Source organism: Sinorhizobium fredii (assembly GCF_002944405.1).
In the GTDB taxonomy this organism is placed as follows: domain Bacteria; phylum Pseudomonadota; class Alphaproteobacteria; order Rhizobiales; family Rhizobiaceae; genus Sinorhizobium; species Sinorhizobium fredii_C.
In genome coordinates this window covers 2,664,859-2,684,178 of the sequence record NZ_CP024307.1, presented here as the reverse complement: position 1 = coordinate 2,684,178, position 19,320 = coordinate 2,664,859, and the positions used below count along the sequence as shown (strand labels likewise).

The window sequence follows — 19,320 nt, the reverse complement described above, 5'->3', positions numbered from 1 at the left end:
GCGCTATCCCTTGGCTCGCTTCACCAGGTCGGCGATGACGTCCCGCACGGTCATGCCCTCGGCGCGGGCCGCGAAGGTCAGCGCCATGCGGTGCTGCAGCACTGGCTCGGCAAGCGCGAGAATATCGTCGATCGAGGGCGCCAGCCGGCCGTCATAGAGAGCGCGAGCGCGGGCACAGAGCATCAGGGCCTGGCCGGCGCGCGGACCCGGCCCCCAGGCGACGTTCTTGTCGGTGGCCGGATTGCCGTTGCCCGGGCGGGCGGAGCGGACGAGCGACAGGATGGCATCGACCACCTTTTCGCCAACCGGCATCTGACGAATGAGATGCTGAAGCTGCTGCAGGCGTTCGGCGTTGATGACCGGGCGGGCTTCGATCTCGGTCACGCCGGTTGTCTCCAGCAGGATCTGCCGTTCGGCGGCAAGCTCCGGATAGCCGACGTCGACCTGCATCAGGAAGCGGTCAAGCTGGGCTTCCGGCAGCGGATAGGTGCCTTCCTGCTCAAGCGGGTTCTGGGTCGCGAGCACGTGGAAGGGATGCGGCAGGTCCTTGCGGGCGCCGGCAATGGTGATGTGATATTCCTGCATGGCCTGCAGCAGCGCCGATTGGGTGCGCGGAGAGGCTCGGTTGATTTCGTCGGCCATCAGGAGCTGGGTGAAGATCGGACCGGGAATGAAGCGGAAAGAGCGGTGGCCGGCCTGATCCTGGTCCATCACCTCGGAGCCCAGAATATCCGAGGGCATCAGGTCCGGCGTGAACTGGATGCGGCTGTTGGCAAGCCCCAGCACGGTGCCGAGCGTCGCGACGAGCTTGGTTTTGGCGAGACCCGGCACGCCAACGAGCAGCGCGTGGCCGCCGGAAAGCACCGCCAGCAGCGTCTGCTCGACGACGTTTTCCTGGCCGAAGATGACCTTGCCGACCTCCGTTCGGATGAGCGCTATCTCCCCGAGAGCCGCTTCCGCGGCGGCGACGATCGCCTTCTCGTCGGCCGCTTCGGCCGCGGTTTTCATCACACTCATCGCCTGTCTCCCGCTCGTGCGTGTCGAACCCGATTCGGCATCACCCGCGTCCGGTTCCCTTTTTTCAATTTAGACCCTGGCAGACGGCTGACAAGCCGCCGCCAACGCACTATCTCGTGAGCTTCAAGAAGCCCTGAAGCATACTAAGTGCTTCTCTGCGAAGCGCGAAGTGCGGTCAAGGTGCTCGTAACCGCTGACGAACATCCCGCACGCCTTTGAACACGCGACGCCTCCGAGGAAGATTGGGGCCAAACGGGACAGAACGATGGCAGAGACCAAGATTCAGCAGACGGGAGATGCGGCGGGTCTTGCCGCGTTAATTGCCCGCGCTGCCAGCCAGACGGGAGGCGAAGCGAGAGGGCTGCCGCCGGTCGAGCGCTGGAACCCGCCATTCTGCGGCGACATCGACATGGAAATCCGCGCCGATGGAACATGGTTCTACATGGGCACGCCGATCGGCCGCCAGCCGCTGGTGAGGTTGTTTTCCACGGTGCTGCGCAAGGACGACGACGGCAGGACCTATCTGGTCACTCCGGTGGAAAAAGTCAGCATCCGCGTCGCCGATGCGCCCTTCATCGCCGTCGAGATGAGCGTCACGGCAAGGGAGGGCGAGACCGTGGTCACCTTCCGCACCAATGTCGGCGACGTGGTCGAGGCGGGGCCGGAGCATCCGCTGCGCTTCGTCATCCATGGCAACAACCGCGAGCTGAAGCCCTATCTGCACGTGCGCGGACGCCTCGAGGCGCTCGTTTCCCGTCCGGTCATGTACGAGATCGTCGAACTTGGCGAGACCGCCCTGATCGACGGCGTCGAGACGTTCTGCGTCAGATCCGCGGGGGCCGTCTTCCCGGTCATGCCGGCGGCCGAGCTGGAAGCGCTGTCGCGATGAGCCGTCCGATTTTCTCCGCCGACGAGTTCCGTCGCCGTGCGCTCAAGCAGACGGGCGGCCCGATCGAGACCGCCTGGCGCGATCACGGCGACTTTCTCCTCAATCCCGGCATCGTGCCCCATCTCGAGTCGCTGCATCTGAAGGACGCCGCGGTGCTCGTACCGGTGGTCGACGACGGTGACGATGCGAGCGTCATCTTCACGCAGCGCACCTCGTATCTGCGCAAGCACTCGGGCCAGGTGGCCTTTCCGGGAGGCGCCGTCGATCCCGAGGACCACTCGATCGAGGTGGCGGCGCTGCGGGAGGCGCAGGAGGAGATCGGGCTCGATCCGCGTTTCGTCGAGACAATCGGCCGCCTGCCGCATTACATGGCATTGTCCGGCTTCCGCATCACCCCGGTGCTGGCCGTTGTCCAGCCCGGTTTCGAGCTCGTGCCCAATCCCGAAGAGGTCGAGAGCGTCTTCGAAGTGCCGCTCTCTTTCCTCATGGATCCCGGCAATCACGGCCGCGGAAGCCGCCATTGGGAGGGTGCGGAGCGGCATTTCTACCGGATGCCCTATGGCGAGCGGAACATCTGGGGGATCACCGCCGGCATCGTCCGCATGCTCTATGAAAGGCTTTATGCATGATATCTATCGCCGCCGAGCACTGGTTTCAGGCTGCATCGCTGCGCCGCGTCTTCGAGCTTTTGAATGCCGAGGGCGGCGAGGTGCGGGTCGTCGGCGGCGCCGTCCGCAACAGCCTGCTCGGTCTGCCGGTGGGGGATGTCGACCTGGCGACAACCTGGCAGCCGGAGGATGTGGTGGCGCGGGCGGAGAGCGCCGGCATCAAGGCGGTGCCGACGGGGATCGAGCACGGCACAGTCACGCTGGTGATCGACGGAATTCCCCATGAGGTGACGACGTTGCGCCGCGACGTTGCGACGGACGGTCGCCGCGCCGAGGTCGCCTTCGGCACCGACTGGAAAGCGGATGCCGAGCGCCGCGACTTTACGATCAACGCCCTCTATGCCGACGCCGGAGGCGAGATATTCGACTATGTCGGCGGCCTGTCCGATATCGAGAGCCGCACCCTGCGTTTCATCGGCAGCGCCGCCGAGCGGGTTGCGGAGGACTATTTGCGTATCCTGCGCTTCTTCCGCCTCTTTGCCCATTACGGGCAGGGCCGCCCGGATGCGGAGGGGCTCAGGGCCTGCGCGCAGGCACGAGCAAGGATCGCGACGCTCTCGGCCGAGCGCGTCTGGGGCGAGATGAAGAAACTGCTTGCCGCGGAGGATCCCGGCCGCGCCCTTCTCTGGATGCGCCAGGCAGGCGTGCTCGGCGAGGTCCTGCCTGAAACCGAAAAATGGGGGATCGATGCAGTGCCGGGCCTGATTGCCGCCGAGAAGGTCTTTGCCTGGACGCCGGAGCCGCTTCTGCGGCTTGCCGCAATCGTTCCGCCCGATGCCGGGCGGCTCGAGGCGATGGCGGCGCGGCTGCGCCTGTCGAAAACGGAGGCGGCCTTTCTCGCCCGCTTTGCCGAGGCGCCGGCCATTGCCGCCACGCTCGCGGACGCAGCGCTCGATCGCACGCTTTACCGGAACGGTGCCGAGGGCATCATCGCACGCCTCAAGCTTTCGCTCGCTGCAGCGCGGCGCAAATCGGAAACCGATCCGGCCTTTCTCGCCGAGACAGCCGCCTACCAGCGGCTGTTGGCACGGACGGAGAAGTGGCAGCGTCCCGTCTTCCCCGTGAACGGGGCCGATGTCCTGAAGGCCGGCGTTCCCGCCGGACCAAAGATCGGGGAACTGCTGGCGGAACTCGAGAATTTCTGGATCGAGCGCAACTTCAATGTCGACCGGGCGACGCTCGTCGCCCGGCTGGAAGCCCAGCTGCGTTCCGGCTGAGGCGAAAGGGCGGCGCGTCAGGCGGCCTGGGTTTCGTCGACGATGCGAGCCTTAATATTGTCGATCATGTTTTCGCGGATCACCGTCTCGCCATGGGTGTCCCGCATGTGTTCGACGACACGGCGGACGATTTCCGCGTCGTTGTCGGCGCGGGTATGCCAGGGGCAACCCGGAACGAGAGAACCGCATTCGAACAGGCGCATGGTGTTCCTCCTTTCTCTGGATCGGCATGCTTTCGCATCGAGCGAAATGCAGCGTGATCTCATCCAAGAAGTTCGGAGCGGGATGCGGTCAGAAAGACGCCGAGATCGTCTCATCCCGCTCAGTCATCAATGCAACTGACAGAGCCGCCGTCGGGATCTGTCCATGGGCAAGGGTAACATCAACCGGAGGTTCGGCCAAATTGTTCCGGCCCGGCCAGTTGCGCAAAGAAACCCTGTGAACATGCGGCGCGATGGTGCTATGGCTTTGCCACCTCCAGACTTGAAAGGCCGCTTCCACACCATGCTCGCTGTCCAATCGGAACTGATTTCCGCCATCCGGAGCATTCCGGACTATCCGAAGCCCGGCATCGTCTTTCGCGATATCACGACTCTGCTCGGCAATCCGAAGACGTTCCGGCGGGCGATCGACGAACTCGTCCACCCCTATGCCGGAACCAAGGTCGACAAGATCGCCGGGATCGAAGCGCGCGGCTTCATTCTGGGCGGTGCAATTGCGCATCAGCTGTCGGCCGGCTTCGTGCCGATCCGCAAGAAGGGCAAGCTGCCGCACGAAACGGTGAGGATCGCCTACAGCCTGGAATATGGCGTGGACGAGATGGAGATGCACAAGGATGCGATCGAACCCGGCGAGAAGGTGATCCTGGTGGATGATCTTATCGCCACCGGCGGAACCGCCGAGGGCGCCACCAAGCTCCTGCAGCAGATGGGCGCCGACATCGTCGCCGCCTGCTTCATCATCGACCTGCCGGAGCTCGGCGGTCGCAAGAAGCTCGAGGCGCTCGGCGTCAAGGTCCGCACGCTGATCGAGTTCGAGGGGCACTGAGTGAGTGGGCGGGCGCCCGGCGCTCGCGTGCTCAGGTGAATTCGAGGACCTTGCTTTCGAAGCGGATCACCGGCTCCTCATGCTGGTTTTCGCCCTCGCACAGGATCGTGTTGATGCGCCAGCCGGGGCGGGAGGCGAGGGCGCGGGCTTGGAGGAGCGTGACGGCATAGGTAACGGTGTCGCCGGCATAGACCGGTTTCAGCCAGCGGAGCTCGCGGAAACCGGCAGCCGGGCCGAGCCGGGGAGCATGCAGCCCCTCTGCGGCCAGCCGCCGGGCTTCGCCGGCCCAGAAACGGACGAAGCACTGCATCCAGCCGGCGCTGGTGTGCCAGCCTGAGGCGCAAAGGCCGCCGAACAGCGAGCGCCTTGCCTCCTCCTCGTCGAGATGGAAGGGCTGCGGATCGAAGTCGCGTGCGAAACGGACGATGTCCTCCGCCGTGAATGCCAGGCTGCCGATCATGGTCTTGCGGCCGGCCGCATAGAGTTCTTCGAGCGTCATCATCAGCGCCCACCCGCGCGGTGCCGAAACATGATCGAACATTCGGAGACAGCAACCGGCGCCCCGCTCTGATTGCTGATTTCGTTGCGGAACTTGACGAGACCGATCTGCGGCTTCGACTTCGAAGGGCGCGCCTCCAGGACGAGGCTGAAGCCGGAAAGCACGTCTCCTGCAAGCACCGGCTTCTTCCAGTCCATGAAGTCGATGCCGGGCGAGCCCTGCGAGGACGAATGGCCGAGGAAGGCGTCGATCATCATCCGCATGCCGATAGCGCTGGTATGCCAGCCGGAGGCGGAAAGCCCGCCAAGGATGCTGCGCCTGCCGGCTTCTTCGTCCAGATGCATCGGCTGCGGGTCGAACTCGCCGGCAAAGGCGATCATGTCTGCGGCCTGCATCCGAACCGGCGCATAGTCAAAGCGCCGCCCCGGCGTGAAGTCCTCGAAATATAGCATGCCAACCTCCGGGCCGCCTCCTGCGCACGTCACGTGTTGAAGCGGAAGTGGATGACGTCGCCGTCCTGGACGACATATTCCTTGCCTTCGTCGCGGGCCTTGCCGGCCTCCTTGGCGCCGGTCTCGCCGTTATAGGCAATGTAGTCGTGATAGGCGATCGTGTTGGCGCGAATGAAGCCGCGCTCGAAGTCCGAATGGATGACGCCGGCCGCCTGCGGCGCCTTGGTGCCGCGCGGGATCGTCCAGGCGCGCGTCTCCTTGGGGCCGACGGTGAAATAGGTGATGAGGTCGAGCAGCTTGTAGCCGGCTCGGATCAGCCGGTCGAGGCCGGCCTCCTCGAGGCCCAGAGCGCCGAGGAATTCCTTGGCCTCCTCTTCCGGCAGTTGGGCGACCTCGGATTCGATCGCGGCGGAGATGACGACGGTTTCGGCGCCCTGCGCCTTGGCCATCTCGGCAACGGCGCGGGTGTGCTCGTTGCCCGCTGCGGCATCTGCCTCCGCGACGTTGCAGACGTAGAGAACCGGGTGGGCGGTGAGGAGATTCAGCCCCTGAAGAATGCGCAGCTCCTCGGCATCGAGCTTCGGCAACAGCGTGCGCACCGGCTTGCCTTCTTGCAGGAGCTTCAGTGACGCCTCCATGATCGGAAGCTGCGCCATCGATTCCTTGTCCTTGCCGGTGGCGCGCTTGCGCGTCTGTTCGGTGCGCCGCTCCAGGCTCTCGAGGTCTGCGAGCATCAGCTCGGTCTCGATCGTCTCGGCGTCCTCGACCGGATGGATGCGGCCCTCGACATGGGTGATGTCGTCGTCCTCGAAGCAGCGCAGTACGTGCACCACCGCATCCACCTCGCGAATGTTGGCGAGGAACTGGTTGCCGAGACCTTCACCCTTGGAGGCGCCGCGCACCAGGCCGGCAATGTCGACGAAGGAGATGCGGGTCGGAATGATTTCCTTAGACTTGGCGATGTCGGCGAGTTTGCGCATGCGCGCGTCCGGCACCGCGACCTCGCCGGTATTCGGCTCGATCGTACAGAAGGGATAATTTGCCGCCTGCGCTGCCGCCGTCTTGGTCAGCGCGTTGAAGAGTGTGGACTTGCCGACATTCGGCAGCCCGACGATACCGCATTTGAAGCCCATGGCCTAAACCTGTCGTTCTCGAATTTCTTGGCCGTGGCTATGGGGGAAAGGAGCGGGGCGGTCAAGCGCTTCGCGCGCATTGGGTGGACTTGGCCGGCTTCGACTTGAATGCGGGTACTGCAGGCGCGATACTGGATTTTTTCCATCGCATGTCATCGACGGGTGCAGGTTCCGATGAGTGACAATGAAGTCGCCCCAAAACGAAAAACGAAGGTGAAGCCCAAGCTCGAGCGGCCGCGGCTCTATAAGGTCATCCTCGTCAACGACGACTACACGCCGCGTGACTTCGTGGTGATGGTGTTGAAGGCCATTTTTCGCATGAGCGAGGAGACCGGCTATCGAGTGATGATGACCGCTCACAAGCTGGGCACCTCGGTCGTCGTGGTCTGCGCCCGGGACATCGCCGAGACCAAGGCGAAGGAAGCGACCGATCTCGGCAAGGAAGCCGGCTTCCCCCTGATGTTCACGACCGAGCCGGAGGAGTGAGTTCCGGCCCGTCCGTCAGTCCCCCTTGGGGCCGAACATCTTCTTCAGCATGTCGGCCATCGGTCCCGTCGCCGGCAGTTTTTTCAGCTGCGCGGCGTTGCGGGCCTGGTGGATATGGGACTGAGCGGCGACCCGCTTCTTCGCCTGCGGCTCTTGCGTGTCGGGCTTGCCGCCGGTGGCAAGGGCGATCTTGTTCATGAGCTGCGAGTCCTCGCCTTTGACGAGCATGCCGGCGTTGTCGGCGATGGTATCGAGTAGGGCCGAAAGCCAGGCCTGATCGGCCTTGGCGAAATCGCCGAGCACATGCGCATGTACCAGGTCCTTGACGCCCGGATGGCCGATGCCGAGGCGCAGGCGGCGGTACTCCTTGCCGCAATGGGCGTCGATCGATTTGATGCCGTTGTGGCCGCCATGGCCGCCGGCGGTCTTGATCCGCGCCTTGCCGGCAGGGAGATCCAGCTCGTCATAGATGACGACGATGTCCTTCGGCGCGAGCTTGTAGAAGCGCATCGCTTCGCCGACCGCTTCGCCGGAAAGGTTCATGAAGGTCTGCGGCTTGATCAGCAGGACGCGCTCGCCGCCGATCTCGCCCTCGGCGATCTCCGCCTTGAATTTCTTCGACCAGGAGGGAAAGCCTTGACGCTGCTGGATGGCATCCACCGCCATGAAGCCGATATTGTGGCGGTTGCCGGCGTATTTCGACCCCGGATTGCCAAGTCCCGCGATGATCAGCATGCGGCAAACTCCTGATGGTTCCTGCTTCACCGACGATGGTCATGCGGAGAGTGGAATGCTTGCCCCCCATCCCGCTGCCGTGACCTTCTCCCCGCTCGCGGGGAGAAGGGGTTCGCCGCGCTCTCCCAGTCCCTCTCTCCGCGCGCCGGAAGAGGACTAGTCCTCGGTTAAACCCGAGGAGAGGGGCAAAACCCGTCTCTCAACCCCAAACACCGTCGGCCGGGCAAGTCAATCTCTATTTGGCCGCCTGCTTTATTCCGTCCGGACGAAGGCCGTATTGCTCGTAGATCCGATCCTGGCTTCCCGTGGCGATCAAGCGGTTGAGTTCGACCTGCATGCGGCTGACGATCTCGTCGGGCATGTCGATGTGGCAGGCTATACCGTATTGCTTGCCTTCAAGCACCAGCGCCGCCTCGACAGGCTTGCCTTCGGCCCGCATCGTCTCGAAGGTCTTTTCGGAGGTCATCATCAGGTCGACGCGGCCGGCGATCAGCTTCCTGAGCGTCGAATCGAGGCTGGAGGCATAGTCGATCCTCTGGAAGCCATGCTCTTTCAGATAGCTGGCGGAAAAGTCCTCGCGTTGGGTGCCGACGATGAACTGTTTGGCCTCATCCAGCGTCCGTAGCTCGATCGCCGAATGCCTGTGACGCACCATGATCATCTGGTCGACGAGAAGCGGTTCGATCCATCTGAACTTCTTGTCCCGCTCGGCGTCGTGACCGGTCGTGAAAACGCAGTGGAAGGGTTCGCTTTCGGCAAGCGCAAAGGCGCGCGCCCAAGGCAGGACTTCGATCTCGTAGGGGAGCTCGACGGCCTTCATGATCAGGGCGATTTGGTCGACCGAGGCGCCGCTCGCGCCGTTCGCGGTCGAGAAATTGTAGGGCGGGTACTCCTCGGTGACGAAATGGATCGTCTCGGCGTGGGCAGCGGCGGAAAGACCGATGGAAAATGCCAAGATCAAGTGTTTCACGCCATAACTCCTTCTGGCTCCCGGCTAGAGACGAGCACTGGCCTTGGCTTCGGATTCGTTTTCCAGCATGGTCAGCATACCGTCGATCGGCATCGGCCGGCTGAAGAGATAGCCCTGGCCATAATCCACACCGAGCTTGCGCAGGAGTTGCCACTGCTCGTTCGCCTCGATGCCTTCGGCGACCACCGTGCAGCCCATCTGGTGGGAGATCGTCCGGATGCCCTTGATCAACATTCGGCTCTTGCGCCGGACGTCGGCGGCTGGCGAGCTCAAGGAGCGTGTGAAGGACTGGTCGACCTTGACGATATCGACCGGGAAGCGGTTGAGGTAGCTAAGCGACGAGTAGCCGGTGCCGAAATCGTCGAGAGCGATGCGGCAACCGAATTCATTCAGCTGCTTCAACACCGAATGGACTTCCGGATTGTCGAGCATCAGCACCGCTTCGGTGATCTCGACGACGATGCGCTGCGGCGAAATGTGATGTTTGAGCAGGAGCGCGGCGAGCTTGTGAGGCAACGTCAGCTCGAACTGCAATGGCGAGAAATTGACGGCGAGATAGGTGCCTTGGGTGCCGTCCAGTTCGGAGATGGCGGCGAGATGGCGGATCGCCTTTTCGAGCACGCAGTCGCCGATGCGGCCTATCGTGCCGGTCTCCTCGGCAATGCCGATGATCTTGCCCGGCGGAATCAGGCCCTTTTCCGGATGATTGAGCCGCACCAGCGCTTCGAAGCCGACAATCTGCCCGTCGTCGAGGCTGACGATCGGCTGCAGCCAGGCCTCGAACCAATCTTCCTTGAGACCGGCCTCGATGCACTGTTCGATCTCGTGGCGCTCGCGTGCGGCGTCGAGCATGCCGGCGTCGAAAATCTGCAGACCGTTCTTGCCCTCGCGTTTGCGGGCATACATCGCCATGTCGGCCTTGAGCAACAGGTCGGAGGCGCCGGAGGCATGGGTCGGGTAGACCGAGACGCCGACACTGGCGCTGACGAAGAGCTCGTTGCCGGCAATCGGCATCGGTTCGTGCAGCGCCGCGCAGATGCTCTCGCCGATCTCGCTTGCCAGGGCTGCGACATCCGTTGCGGCAATCAAGATGGCAAACTCGTCGCCGCCGAGCCGCGCGATCACATCCTCGGGCCGAAGCGCTGCCCGAATGCGTTCCACCGTCTGGCGCAGGACCGCATCGCCGGCGGCGTGGCCGAAATTGTCGTTGATCCACTTGAAGCGATCGAGATCGATGAACAGGCAGGCAAGTTGCATGCCGCACTGGTCGGCGCTCAGGATCGCCTCGTCCAGCGCGTTTTCGAATCCTTGCCGGTTCAAGAGTCCGGTCAGGTGATCGGTGATCGCCTGGGTATGGTTGCGGCTCTCGGCCTGTTTCAAGGCGGTGACGTCGGTCATCACCGAAAGCGAAATTTCTCCGCCGCTCGTTTCCGTTTCCAGGATGAGCACCGTCATGAACTCGCCATCCGCCTTGCGGAAGGGCAGGGTCGAGTCGCTGACGTCGTGACCGTCCCGCGCTGTCGCTTTTGTGCGCTGATGGTAGGCGTCGTGCCATGAGGGGTCGATGAAATCAGTGAAGCTGCGCCCGATGACCGAGTCGCGGCGATATCCGGTCGCGAGTAGCCAGTAGTCGCTGACCGCCGTCAGCCGGCCCGCGGCGTCGAGGGAAAAGAGCATGGCCGGCGTCAGGTTGTAGGTCTCCGTCGCACGGGCATGGGCGCTCTTCAGCTCCTGTTCCTCGCGTTCGAGCCGGTCCTGCATCGCGTTGAAGTTGCCGGCCAAGGCGCCCATCTCGTCATCCGCGTTCCAGTCGACCCGGTGGCGCGATCCGAGGCGCCGCGTCGCTTCGACTGCAGCGGTGAGCCGCATCAGCGGCCGGATGACGATGAAGCGGTTGCCGATCAGTGCCGCAGCGAAGACCGTCGCGACGGCAAAGAGAAGGATGCCGAGGATCGTCCACTCGTCCTTGCTGAAGCGTAGCAGCAGGCCGGAGGGCGGGACGACGACGGTCAAAGCGCCGACGGGCACCGGGCCTTTGACGCTGTCATAGGAAATGGCCGTTTCCAAGGGCTTGCCGGCTGCGGCGTCAAGCTTGCCCGGAGGCACTTGCGCAAGGACGTTTCCCGCCGTGTCGCGGATCGTGACGGCGTCGATATCGGTGGCGTTCATCAGCGAAAGAGCGATCCGCTTGATGCCGTCCTGGTCGAAGTCCCAGATCGGCTTGCCAAGGGCTTCGGCGCTGGTTTCCATCAGCAGTTCGACGTTCTGCAGGCGCTCCCGCGCAACGCGCTCGCCGGATATGGCGAGGAACAGTGCCAAGAGGGGCGCCACGAATACAAGCATCGCGCCGCAGATGATCGCAATAAACCGGTTTTCCACCGAGTGCATCATCGGATGCTCCCGCCGGCGGACGTCATCACTCTCGACATTCGGATACTCTTGCACTGCCACGCCCATGTCCCTCGCGTGCAGAACATCATCAAAACCTTAAATGTTGTTGAAATTGCACGCCGAGATTTCATAAGCCGCGGCGTCAGCCCGCGGTCCGTGTGCGGTGCACAATGAAAGCAAAAAGCCCGTCCCAGGATTGGGACGGGCTCTCGAATGTTGCGGCCGTAAGGGCCGGCCAGCCGTTGCGGCAGTCGCGGATCAAGCTTCCGCTTCGCCCTCGGCTGCTTCTTCTTCTGCTTCAACTTCCTGCGCGCGGCCGGCGATCGTGGCGATCGTGAAGTCGCGGTCGGAAATCACCGGGGTCGTACCAGCCGGAAGCTTGACGTCCGAGATGTGGACGGTGTCGCCGATCTTGAGGCCACTGAGATCGACGCTCAGGAAATCCGGAATGTTGTCGGCGGAAACGTTCAGTTCGACTTCGTGGCGAACGATGTTCAGCGTGCCACCCTGCTTGAGACCCGGGGACTTCTCTTCGTTTTCGAAGTGGACCGGAACCTGGACCGACACCTGGCTGCCCTTCGAGACACGCAGGAAGTCGACATGCATGGTGAAGTCGCGAACCGGATCCAGCTGATAGTCCTTCGGCAGGACGCGGATCTTCTCGCCGTTGACGTCGATCGTTGCGACGGTGGTCATGAAACCGCCGGCGTGGATCTTCATCGTCACTTCCTTGGTGGAAAGCGCGATGGAAAGCGGGGCTTGCTTGTCACCGTAGATGACAGCAGGGATAAGACCGTTGCGGCGAAGTTCACGGGAGGACCCCTTACCAACCCGTTCGCGCGTCTCGGCCTTGAGCTCGTAAGTCTGGCTCATGGATAGACCTTTCTGGTTATTTGGAGAGTTCGTCCGTCAAGCGGAAAAACCTGAAACCGCATGGCGGTTCCATCCGCGTTGCCTCCAAGGGTGTCTGCGCGGACGCGGGGTCCATAGCCGAGAACGGGCCGAAATGCAAGGCACGCCGCGCCTCTCAACCTTTGCGCCGGGAGAAACGTGCGAGCGCGAGCATCAGGCCACCGCCGATCAGGCCCCAGAAGGCGCCGGAGACGCCGGCAAAACTGACACCGGACGCGGTGACGAGGAAAGTGATGGCGGCGGCTTCGCGGGTCCGGGCCTCCGTGAAGGCGGCCACGGCGGAGTTCGAAAGGGCGCCGATGAGCGCTAGGCCCGCGACCGCTTCGATCAGCACCGGCGGCGCCAGGCTGACGAAGGTGGTAACGGCGCCGGCGAGCAGGCCGAAGACGATATAGGCGATGCCGGCGATGATCGCCGACCAATACCGGCGGTTGCGGTCCGGGTGGGAATCGGGCCCGGCGCACATGGCGGCGGTGATCGCCGCGAGATTGACGGCGTGGCCGCCGAAGGGTGCGCTGAACAGCGAGAAAAGCCCGGTCGCCGCAAAGAGCGGGCCGGGGTTCGGGTGATAGTCGTTGACCTTCAGCACGGCGATGCCGGGAATGTTCTGCGACGCCATGGTGACGATGAAGAGCGGCAGGGCGATGCTGATCATCGCCGCCGCATTGAGGACCGGCGGGACGAATTCAGCCTTCGGCACGAGAGCGGACGATAGTTGCGCAAAGGCGGTTTCCGGCATCTCGACGCCGAGGGCGATCACGCCGACGAGGGCGAGAAGCGCTGCGGGAACGGCATAGAGCTTGTTGACGCTGCCGACGATCGCCCAGGCGAGGACGATCGGCAGGCCGAAGAGCGGATTGAAGGCGATCGCTTGCACCGGGGCGAAGCAGAGGCTCAGGAGCACGCCGGCGAGCATGGCGTTCGCCAGAGCTGCAGGAATGGCCGACACCATGCGGCCGAGCGGCTTCCACAGCCCGGCGACGACGATCAGCAGGCCGCAAACAAGGAAGGCACCGACGGCCGCGTTGAAGCCGCCTGGAACGGAACCGGAGGTCGCCAGCAGCGCCGCGCCGGGTGTCGACCAGGCGATGCTGACGGGTAGCCGCGTGACGATGCTGACGACTATCGCGCAGACACCCATGGAAACGGAGAGCGCCATCAGACCCGAGGCCGCCTGGGCCTCGGTGGCGCCGACGCCGGCAAGGCCATGCAGGATGACGGCGAAGGAGCTGGCAAAGCCGACGAAGGCGATCAGCACGCCCATGAAGAGGCTTTGGACGGAGAAATCACGAAGCATGGGCAACCGGGGTCTCGGGCGAGTCACAAGAGTTGCCCGACGGCGTAGCACATCGCAGGCCCGCTCGGTACCGCCCAACAACGTCTTGTAGGAGGGGGTGCTTGCACGACCTTCGTCTGCCTGGACCGGCCGCGGGACCTCTGTTTATAGTGGCCGCCAACGCGGTGCACCGAACGGGGAGACGGGTGCAGGCGATCCATGGCCGGAGGACGCTTTCAGGGAGGGAGCGAATGCCAGCAGTCAGAGACCATACGGAACACGTCTACAGGACCGCGCAACAATCGGCAGCCGCCGTCAGTTCGCCGGTCGCCGCTTCGTGGCGGCGCTGCCTGACCCTGCACGGCCTCGCCCCCGAAGAGGCGCGTCTGCCCTCGCGGCTCTCCGATGGCGAGTTTCGGCAGGCGCGCGAACGCTCGGGGGTGCTGATTGCGGAAGCGGTCGGCGAACTCGACCGGCTGTTCGGCGTGGTCGTCAAGGCCGGATGCTGCCTGTTGCTCACCGACGAGAAGGGGATTGCGCTCGAACGGCGCGGGGCAGGCGGGGACGATGCGGATTTCCGCGGCGTCGGTCTCTGGTCGGGCACCGTGTGGAGCGAGGCGAGCGTCGGAACCAACGGCATCGGTACGGCGATTGCCGACGAGCGCCCAGTCGTCATACATCGCGATCAGCATTTTTTGAGCCGCAATATCGGTCTGAGCTGTGCGACCGCACCGATCCGGGACGAGGCCGGGCGGCTTGCCGCGGCGCTCGACATATCCACCTGCCGCGACGACGCTTCCGAGGCGACGCTCGCGATCCTTTCGCAGGCAGTGCGCGATGCTGCCGCTCGCATCGAGGCAAACCTCTTCCGGCGCGCCTTTGCCGAAGCGCGGATCGTGCTCGTGCCGGCCGATCGGGCAGGGCCGGCTCTGCTCGCCGTCGACCGTGACGACCTTGTGCTCGGCGCGACGCGAGCGGCCCGGCAGTGGCTCGGGCTCGACGACAAGCGCATCGCCGCCGGCATTCCGGCCACCGACCTGCTCCAGGAGCGGGCCTCCAGCGAGGCGCGCGAATTGCCCGATGCTGAAAGGGCGGCCTTGCGACGCGTCTTGTCGCGGACCAATGGCAACGTGTCGATGGCCGCCGATCTGCTCGGAATCAGCCGCGCAACGCTCTATCGGAAAATGAAGCGGCTTTCGCTTAATTGAGATGCCCCTCTCCTCGGGTTTAACCCGAGGACTAGCCCTCTCCCCGCATGCGGGGAGAAGGTCGCGGCAGCGGGATGAGGGGCAAAACTCAAATGACGTGCGATAGCGGGGGCCACCTGTCTCAATTCTGAAACACACGGCGAAGCCGCGTGCCGCGGCACCCTACCGCAAATCTCCATCCGGCTTCACTCTCCCTCCACAGCAGATTGGAGTGCTGTTTTTCCAAGGGAGGAAGCCATGCTGCATCAGAAGATTCTCGATAACCCGTTCAAGCACAAATACGGAAATTTCATCGGCGGTGAATGGCGCGAGCCGGTGGCCGGCCGCTATTTCGACAATACCACGCCCGTCACCGGCGGCACGCTCTGCCAGGTGGCCCGTTCGGATGCCGCCGATATCGAGCTGGCGCTCGATGCCGCCCATTCCGCGAAGGAGAAATGGGGCCGGACCTCGACCACCGAGCGCTCCAACATCCTGATGAGGATCGCGGCGCGGATGGAGGACAATCTGGAACTTCTGGCGCGGGCCGAGACCTGGGACAACGGCAAACCGATCCGCGAGACGATGGCCGCCGACATTCCTCTGGCGATCGACCATTTCCGCTATTTCGCCGCCTGCATCCGGGCACAGGAAGGGTCGATCGGCGAGGTCGATCACGATACCATCGCCTATCATTTCCACGAGCCGCTCGGTGTCGTCGGACAGATCATTCCCTGGAATTTCCCGATCCTGATGGCCGCCTGGAAGGTGGCGCCGGCGCTTGCGGCCGGCAACTGCGTCGTCCTGAAACCGGCCGAGCAGACGCCGGCCTCGATCCTCGTGCTCGCAGAACTGATCGCTGATCTGCTGCCGCCGGGCGTGCTCAACGTCGTCAACGGCTTCGGCCTGGAGGCGGGCAAGCCGCTGGCGACCAGCCCGCGCATCGCCAAGATCGCCTTTACCGGCGAGACGACGACCGGCCGGCTGATCATGCAGTACGCCAGCCAGAACCTCATCCCGGTGACGCTCGAACTCGGCGGCAAGTCGCCGAATATCTTCTTCGCCGACGTGCTCAATGAGGACGACGACTATTTCGACAAGGCGCTCGAAGGCTTTGCGATGTTTGCGCTCAACCAGGGCGAGGTCTGCACCTGCCCGAGCCGGGCGCTGGTCCAGGAAAGCATCTATGACCGCTTCATGGAGCGGGCGCTGAAGCGGGTCGAAGCAATAAGGCAGGGCAATCCGCTCGATAGTGCGACGATGATCGGTGCGCAGGCGTCGGGCGAGCAGCTCGAGAAGATCCTCTCCTATATCGACATCGGCAGGCAGGAGGGCGCTGAAGTGCTGACCGGCGGCGAGCGCAACGTGCTCGAGGGCGATCTCTCGGGCGGCTACTACGTCAAGCCGACGGTGTTCCGCGGGCACAACAGGATGCGCATCTTCCAGGAGGAAATCTTCGGCCCGGTCGTGTCGGTGACGACCTTCAAGACCGAGGAGGAGGCGCTCGCGATCGCCAACGACACGCTCTATGGCCTCGGCGCCGGCGTATGGAGCCGCGATGCCAACCGCTGCTACCGCTTCGGCCGCGAGATCCAGGCCGGCCGTGTCTGGACCAACTGCTACCATGCCTATCCTGCGCATGCCGCCTTCGGCGGCTACAAGCAATCGGGCATCGGCCGCGAGACGCACAAGATGATGCTCGACCATTACCAGCAGACGAAGAACCTGCTGGTAAGCTACAGCCCCGAGGCGCTCGGCTTCTTCTGATCCCCGCCCCAGAATTGGAGCGGGAAGGCGGTAAACCGCTCGTCCCGCTGGTGCCGGCGATCCTCCCGGCATGCTCCCGGTGGCGTTCCACCGGGAGCATGCTGGCTTTTCAGGAAGGAGAGAATGATGACGGAAACAATCGGCGAGCCGCGCGTGCTTGCGACCGACGCGGCGATCGAACTCATCCGCGAAATCCGCGCCGATCATCCGGAGATCCTGTTCCATCAGTCAGGCGGCTGCTGCGACGGCTCGTCCCCGATGTGCTACCCGGCAGACGACTACATCGTCGGCGACAACGACGTGAAGCTCGGCGAGATCGACCGCGTGCCGGTCTATATCAGCGCCAGTCAGCATGAGGTCTGGAAGCACACCCAACTGATCATCGATGTGGTGCCGGGCAGGGGCGGGATGTTCTCGCTCGACAATGGCCGCGAGAAGCGCTTCCTCACCCGCTCGCGGCTCTTTGGAGGCGGCGAGGCCTGCGCCGTTCCGTAGTCAAAAACAAACGCCGGCAGTTAGAGCCGGCGTTGTGATTGGCTGAAGTCGGACGTTCCGCTCTCAGTCGAAAAGGCTCGACACCGATTCTTCCTGGCTGGTGCGGCTGATGGCTTCGCCGATTAGGCCGGCGGTCGAGATCACGCGGATATTGTGGGCCGATTGCACCGCCGTCGTCGGCTGGATGGAATCGGTGATCACCAGTTCCTTCAGCATCGATGAGGTGACGCGGGCGACCGCGCCGCCGGAAAGCACGCCGTGCGTGATATAGGCGGTGACGCTTGTGGCGCCGTTCTTGAGCAGCGCCTCGGCGGCGTTGCAGAGCGTGCCGCCGGAATCGACGATGTCGTCGATCAGGATGCAATCCTTGCCATGAACGTCACCGATGACGTTCATGACCTCCGATTCGCCGGGGCGATCGCGACGCTTGTCGACGATCGCCAGCAGACAGTCGAGGCGCTTGGCAAGCGCCCGGGCGCGCACGACGCCGCCGACGTCCGGCGAAACGACCGTGACGTTCTTGAGGTCGTAGTGCTCCTTGACGTCGCGGGCCAGGATCGGAACCGCATAGAGGTTGTCGGTCGGGATGTCGAAGAAGCCCTGGATCTGGCCGGCGTGGAGATCGAGGGTGAGGACGCGGTCGGCGCCGGCTTCGGTGATCAGATTGGCGACTAGCTTGGCGGAGATCGGGGTGCGCGGTCCGGGCTTGCGGTCCTGGCGGGCATACCCGAAATAGGGAAGCACGGCGGTGATGCGGCGGGCGGAGGAGCGGCGGACCGCGTCGATCATGATGAGCAGTTCCATCAGATGATCGTTGGTGGGGAAGGAGGTCGACTGGACGATGAACACATCCTCGCCGCGCACGTTCTCGCCGATCTCGACGAAGATTTCCTGGTCGGCGAAGCGCCGTACGGTGGCTCTGCCGAGCGGCAGGTTGAGATAGTTGCAGATCGCTTCGGCCAGCAGCCGGTTCGAATTGCCTGCGAAAACCTTCATAGACGGTCCGCCTTGAGCTGGCGCGGCCACCGTCCGGTCCAGTCCGGGGCAGGATCGTCCGCGCAAAATCCCTGAGCCATTCCGATCGCGGGCAATCGCTGCGATGGCCGCTGTCAGAGCTGATCGGCCGCTTTTTAGCGTCCTTGAAGGTGAATGCAAGGGGATTGCTGCGGCGCAGCGCCTATTATCCTAAAATCTTTGCGTCAACCGCGTTGGGACTGACGCCATTCGAGATAGGCGTCGATCGTCTTTTCGGCGATCGCCTGCATTGTTTCCGGCGGAATGGCGCTCCAGGGTTCGGCAGCGCTGCTTTCCACCGTGTCCTGCCCCTGGATGCGGTGCAGGCGATTGCCGCCGCCGTCGAGAATGTCCCAAACATAGACGACCGTCGTCTTGCCGCTGTCGTTGAGCGCCGAGAAATAGCCCTTGAGAATATGGTCGCTCGACGTGTCGGTGGAGCTCTTGATGGTGATCCCCTGCGCCCGGGCCGAGGCGCCGAGCTGCTTCGAGAGGGGCGTGACGGCCTGAACCGGAGCGCCGATGATCGGCAGGAAGCGGATGCCGCCGGCACCGGTCGCCGCCGGAGCCGGCGAAGCGGCAGCCTGCTGCGTCTTCTCCGCTGCGGCCGCGACGTCAGGCTGCGCCGGCTGCTCTGCGCTTTCTTCCTCCGGCGGCGCCACGTTTCTCGCCTGCGCCCGCTGACTTTCGACCTGGGGCGGCGGATTTTCTGCCTGCGGCGGCAGATTTTCTGGCACCGGCGGTTGGGGCTGCATGGTCTGCACCGGTGCCACGCCTTCGGCGAGGCGGCTGGCTTGCGCCTCGAGCGTGCCGGCGGGATCCGTGTAGTCGGTGTGGCTCGTCGCGTAGTGGGTCGGCGGGACGGAAATGTTCGGCTGCGCTGCGAAGGCTGCGGTGCGGCTTGGCGGCACGCTTTCGACCGGCATCACGGCGGTCTGCGTGGACATGGCTTCGAGATCGGACTGGGTCACCGGCGGCGAGCGGAAGGTTCCTCCGCCGACGTCCACTTGCGGGATCAGGGCGTCGGTGGTGTTGCAGCCGGCAATGGCTGCGGCAAGACCAAGGCTTGCGATAGGCATGATCTGCTTGCGCATCGTTCCCACCGTCTGGCTCGAACTCGGCGAGGCCGGCGGCCGGAAACCCGACTGCCGTGCTGCCTTTCATT

20 protein-coding genes are annotated in these 19,320 nt (G+C 64.1%); 8 read left to right on the top strand and 12 right to left on the bottom strand.

Going from position 1 to position 19,320, the window contains the following annotated elements; genetic code table 11:
* Positions 1–3: 3 nt before the first annotated feature.
* Positions 4–1,017 (bottom strand): AAA family ATPase, encoded by a 1,014-nt coding sequence (locus NXT3_RS13230; RefSeq protein ID WP_097525241.1) that lies wholly within the window; start codon positions 1,015–1,017, stop codon positions 4–6.
* A gap of 265 nt (positions 1,018–1,282) precedes the next feature.
* Here NXT3_RS13230 and NXT3_RS13225 point away from each other — a divergent pair, with 265 nt between their 5' ends.
* Genes NXT3_RS13225 through NXT3_RS13215 form a run of 3 tightly spaced genes read left to right on the top strand, consistent with a single transcriptional unit; the run spans position 1,283 to position 3,791 of the window.
* Positions 1,283–1,906, top strand: a complete 624-nt coding sequence (locus NXT3_RS13225; RefSeq protein WP_104839487.1) for a DUF1285 domain-containing protein — start codon at positions 1,283–1,285, stop codon at positions 1,904–1,906.
* Entirely contained in the window at positions 1,903–2,535 is a 633-nt protein-coding gene (locus NXT3_RS13220) for a CoA pyrophosphatase (protein WP_104839486.1), read from the top strand. Before NXT3_RS13225 ends, NXT3_RS13220 begins: the two co-directional genes overlap by 4 nt.
* Positions 2,532–3,791 carry a CCA tRNA nucleotidyltransferase gene (locus tag NXT3_RS13215; protein ID WP_104839485.1) on the top strand — a complete coding sequence of 420 codons (1,260 nt, stop codon included), beginning with the start codon at positions 2,532–2,534 and terminating at the stop codon, positions 3,789–3,791. Before NXT3_RS13220 ends, NXT3_RS13215 begins: the two co-directional genes overlap by 4 nt.
* A 17-nt stretch (positions 3,792–3,808) precedes the next feature.
* Here the strand turns inward: NXT3_RS13215 and NXT3_RS13210 are convergent, their stop codons facing one another.
* Positions 3,809–3,994, bottom strand: a complete 186-nt coding sequence (locus NXT3_RS13210) for a DUF1059 domain-containing protein (protein WP_037414981.1) — start codon at positions 3,992–3,994, stop codon at positions 3,809–3,811.
* Positions 3,995–4,295: 301 nt separating this feature from the next.
* On the opposite strand from NXT3_RS13210, the gene NXT3_RS13205 reads away from it, so the two are divergent.
* Positions 4,296–4,838: an adenine phosphoribosyltransferase gene (locus tag NXT3_RS13205; RefSeq protein ID WP_037414984.1), complete on the top strand. Its 543-nt coding sequence runs from the start codon at positions 4,296–4,298 to the stop codon at positions 4,836–4,838.
* Positions 4,839–4,869: 31 nt separating this feature from the next.
* Here the strand turns inward: NXT3_RS13205 and NXT3_RS13200 are convergent, their stop codons facing one another.
* Genes NXT3_RS13200 through ychF form a run of 3 tightly spaced genes read right to left on the bottom strand, consistent with a single transcriptional unit; the run spans position 4,870 to position 6,922 of the window.
* Positions 4,870–5,340, bottom strand: coding sequence for a MaoC family dehydratase (locus tag NXT3_RS13200; protein ID WP_083853895.1), 471 nt, complete (start codon positions 5,338–5,340; stop codon positions 4,870–4,872).
* A complete protein-coding gene (locus NXT3_RS13195) occupies positions 5,340–5,789 on the bottom strand; it encodes a MaoC family dehydratase (protein WP_037414987.1) in 450 nt (149 codons plus the stop codon). Before NXT3_RS13195 ends, NXT3_RS13200 begins: the two co-directional genes overlap by 1 nt.
* 29 nt (positions 5,790–5,818) lie before the next feature.
* Entirely contained in the window at positions 5,819–6,922 is a 1,104-nt protein-coding gene (ychF, locus tag NXT3_RS13190; RefSeq protein WP_104839484.1) for a redox-regulated ATPase YchF, read from the bottom strand.
* 174 nt (positions 6,923–7,096) lie between these two features.
* On the opposite strand from ychF, the gene clpS reads away from it, so the two are divergent.
* Positions 7,097–7,408, top strand: a complete 312-nt coding sequence (gene clpS / locus NXT3_RS13185) for an ATP-dependent Clp protease adapter ClpS (RefSeq protein ID WP_037414992.1) — start codon at positions 7,097–7,099, stop codon at positions 7,406–7,408.
* A gap of 15 nt (positions 7,409–7,423) precedes the next feature.
* Here clpS and pth read toward each other — a convergent pair whose 3' ends face one another.
* From pth to NXT3_RS13155, 5 genes are all read right to left on the bottom strand, one after another.
* The gene (gene pth, locus NXT3_RS13180) at positions 7,424–8,143 is read right to left on the bottom strand and encodes an aminoacyl-tRNA hydrolase (RefSeq protein ID WP_104839483.1); all 720 of its coding nucleotides are present in this window, start codon (positions 8,141–8,143) and stop codon (positions 7,424–7,426) included.
* A gap of 235 nt (positions 8,144–8,378) precedes the next feature.
* A complete protein-coding gene (locus tag NXT3_RS13170; RefSeq protein WP_097538021.1) occupies positions 8,379–9,113 on the bottom strand; it encodes a substrate-binding periplasmic protein in 735 nt (244 codons plus the stop codon).
* A gap of 24 nt (positions 9,114–9,137) precedes the next feature.
* Positions 9,138–11,504 carry an EAL domain-containing protein gene (locus NXT3_RS13165; RefSeq protein ID WP_104839999.1) on the bottom strand — a complete coding sequence of 789 codons (2,367 nt, stop codon included), beginning with the start codon at positions 11,502–11,504 and terminating at the stop codon, positions 9,138–9,140.
* A gap of 258 nt (positions 11,505–11,762) precedes the next feature.
* Positions 11,763–12,377: a 50S ribosomal protein L25/general stress protein Ctc gene (locus tag NXT3_RS13160; RefSeq protein WP_037414999.1), complete on the bottom strand. Its 615-nt coding sequence runs from the start codon at positions 12,375–12,377 to the stop codon at positions 11,763–11,765.
* A gap of 154 nt (positions 12,378–12,531) precedes the next feature.
* Positions 12,532–13,713, bottom strand: a complete 1,182-nt coding sequence (locus NXT3_RS13155; protein ID WP_104839482.1) for a benzoate/H(+) symporter BenE family transporter — start codon at positions 13,711–13,713, stop codon at positions 12,532–12,534.
* A gap of 230 nt (positions 13,714–13,943) precedes the next feature.
* On the opposite strand from NXT3_RS13155, the gene NXT3_RS13150 reads away from it, so the two are divergent.
* The 3 genes from NXT3_RS13150 to NXT3_RS13140 all read left to right on the top strand — a co-directional run bounded on the left by NXT3_RS13150 (position 13,944) and on the right by NXT3_RS13140 (position 17,141).
* Positions 13,944–14,900: a helix-turn-helix domain-containing protein gene (locus tag NXT3_RS13150; RefSeq protein WP_097525247.1), complete on the top strand. Its 957-nt coding sequence runs from the start codon at positions 13,944–13,946 to the stop codon at positions 14,898–14,900.
* A 237-nt stretch (positions 14,901–15,137) separates the two neighbouring features.
* Positions 15,138–16,646: an aldehyde dehydrogenase gene (adh, locus tag NXT3_RS13145; RefSeq protein ID WP_097525248.1), complete on the top strand. Its 1,509-nt coding sequence runs from the start codon at positions 15,138–15,140 to the stop codon at positions 16,644–16,646.
* Positions 16,647–16,769: 123 nt separating this feature from the next.
* Positions 16,770–17,141: a DUF779 domain-containing protein gene (locus NXT3_RS13140; RefSeq protein ID WP_423827922.1), complete on the top strand. Its 372-nt coding sequence runs from the start codon at positions 16,770–16,772 to the stop codon at positions 17,139–17,141.
* Positions 17,142–17,204: 63 nt separating this feature from the next.
* Here the strand turns inward: NXT3_RS13140 and NXT3_RS13135 are convergent, their stop codons facing one another.
* Positions 17,205–18,137, bottom strand: a complete 933-nt coding sequence (locus NXT3_RS13135) for a ribose-phosphate pyrophosphokinase (RefSeq protein WP_037415037.1) — start codon at positions 18,135–18,137, stop codon at positions 17,205–17,207.
* Between the two features lie 203 nt (positions 18,138–18,340).
* Positions 18,341–19,249 (bottom strand): hypothetical protein, encoded by a 909-nt coding sequence (locus NXT3_RS13130; RefSeq protein ID WP_097525249.1) that lies wholly within the window; start codon positions 19,247–19,249, stop codon positions 18,341–18,343.
* Positions 19,250–19,320 lie beyond the last annotated feature (71 nt).

Excerpts from the sequence above, each read along its gene's own strand:
- NXT3_RS13230 (WP_097525241.1), bottom strand. The coding sequence starts at position 1,017 with ATGAGTGTGATGAAAACCGCGGCCGAAGCGGCCGACGAGAAGGCGATC.
- NXT3_RS13225 (WP_104839487.1), top strand. The coding sequence starts at position 1,283 with ATGGCAGAGACCAAGATTCAGCAGACGGGAGATGCGGCGGGTCTTGCC.
- NXT3_RS13220 (WP_104839486.1), top strand. The coding sequence starts at position 1,903 with ATGAGCCGTCCGATTTTCTCCGCCGACGAGTTCCGTCGCCGTGCGCTC.
- NXT3_RS13215 (WP_104839485.1), top strand. The coding sequence starts at position 2,532 with ATGATATCTATCGCCGCCGAGCACTGGTTTCAGGCTGCATCGCTGCGC.
- NXT3_RS13210 (WP_037414981.1), bottom strand. The coding sequence starts at position 3,994 with ATGCGCCTGTTCGAATGCGGTTCTCTCGTTCCGGGTTGCCCCTGGCAT.
- NXT3_RS13205 (WP_037414984.1), top strand. The coding sequence starts at position 4,296 with ATGCTCGCTGTCCAATCGGAACTGATTTCCGCCATCCGGAGCATTCCG.
- NXT3_RS13200 (WP_083853895.1), bottom strand. The coding sequence starts at position 5,340 with ATGATGACGCTCGAAGAACTCTATGCGGCCGGCCGCAAGACCATGATC.
- NXT3_RS13195 (WP_037414987.1), bottom strand. The coding sequence starts at position 5,789 with ATGCTATATTTCGAGGACTTCACGCCGGGGCGGCGCTTTGACTATGCG.
- ychF (WP_104839484.1), bottom strand. The coding sequence starts at position 6,922 with ATGGGCTTCAAATGCGGTATCGTCGGGCTGCCGAATGTCGGCAAGTCC.
- clpS (WP_037414992.1), top strand. The coding sequence starts at position 7,097 with ATGAGTGACAATGAAGTCGCCCCAAAACGAAAAACGAAGGTGAAGCCC.
- pth (WP_104839483.1), bottom strand. The coding sequence starts at position 8,143 with ATGCTGATCATCGCGGGACTTGGCAATCCGGGGTCGAAATACGCCGGC.
- NXT3_RS13165 (WP_104839999.1), bottom strand. The coding sequence starts at position 11,504 with ATGATGCACTCGGTGGAAAACCGGTTTATTGCGATCATCTGCGGCGCG.
- NXT3_RS13160 (WP_037414999.1), bottom strand. The coding sequence starts at position 12,377 with ATGAGCCAGACTTACGAGCTCAAGGCCGAGACGCGCGAACGGGTTGGT.
- NXT3_RS13155 (WP_104839482.1), bottom strand. The coding sequence starts at position 13,713 with ATGCTTCGTGATTTCTCCGTCCAAAGCCTCTTCATGGGCGTGCTGATC.
- NXT3_RS13150 (WP_097525247.1), top strand. The coding sequence starts at position 13,944 with ATGCCAGCAGTCAGAGACCATACGGAACACGTCTACAGGACCGCGCAA.
- adh (WP_097525248.1), top strand. The coding sequence starts at position 15,138 with ATGCTGCATCAGAAGATTCTCGATAACCCGTTCAAGCACAAATACGGA.
- NXT3_RS13140 (WP_423827922.1), top strand. The coding sequence starts at position 16,770 with ATGATGACGGAAACAATCGGCGAGCCGCGCGTGCTTGCGACCGACGCG.
- NXT3_RS13135 (WP_037415037.1), bottom strand. The coding sequence starts at position 18,137 with ATGAAGGTTTTCGCAGGCAATTCGAACCGGCTGCTGGCCGAAGCGATC.
- NXT3_RS13130 (WP_097525249.1), bottom strand. The coding sequence starts at position 19,249 with ATGCGCAAGCAGATCATGCCTATCGCAAGCCTTGGTCTTGCCGCAGCC.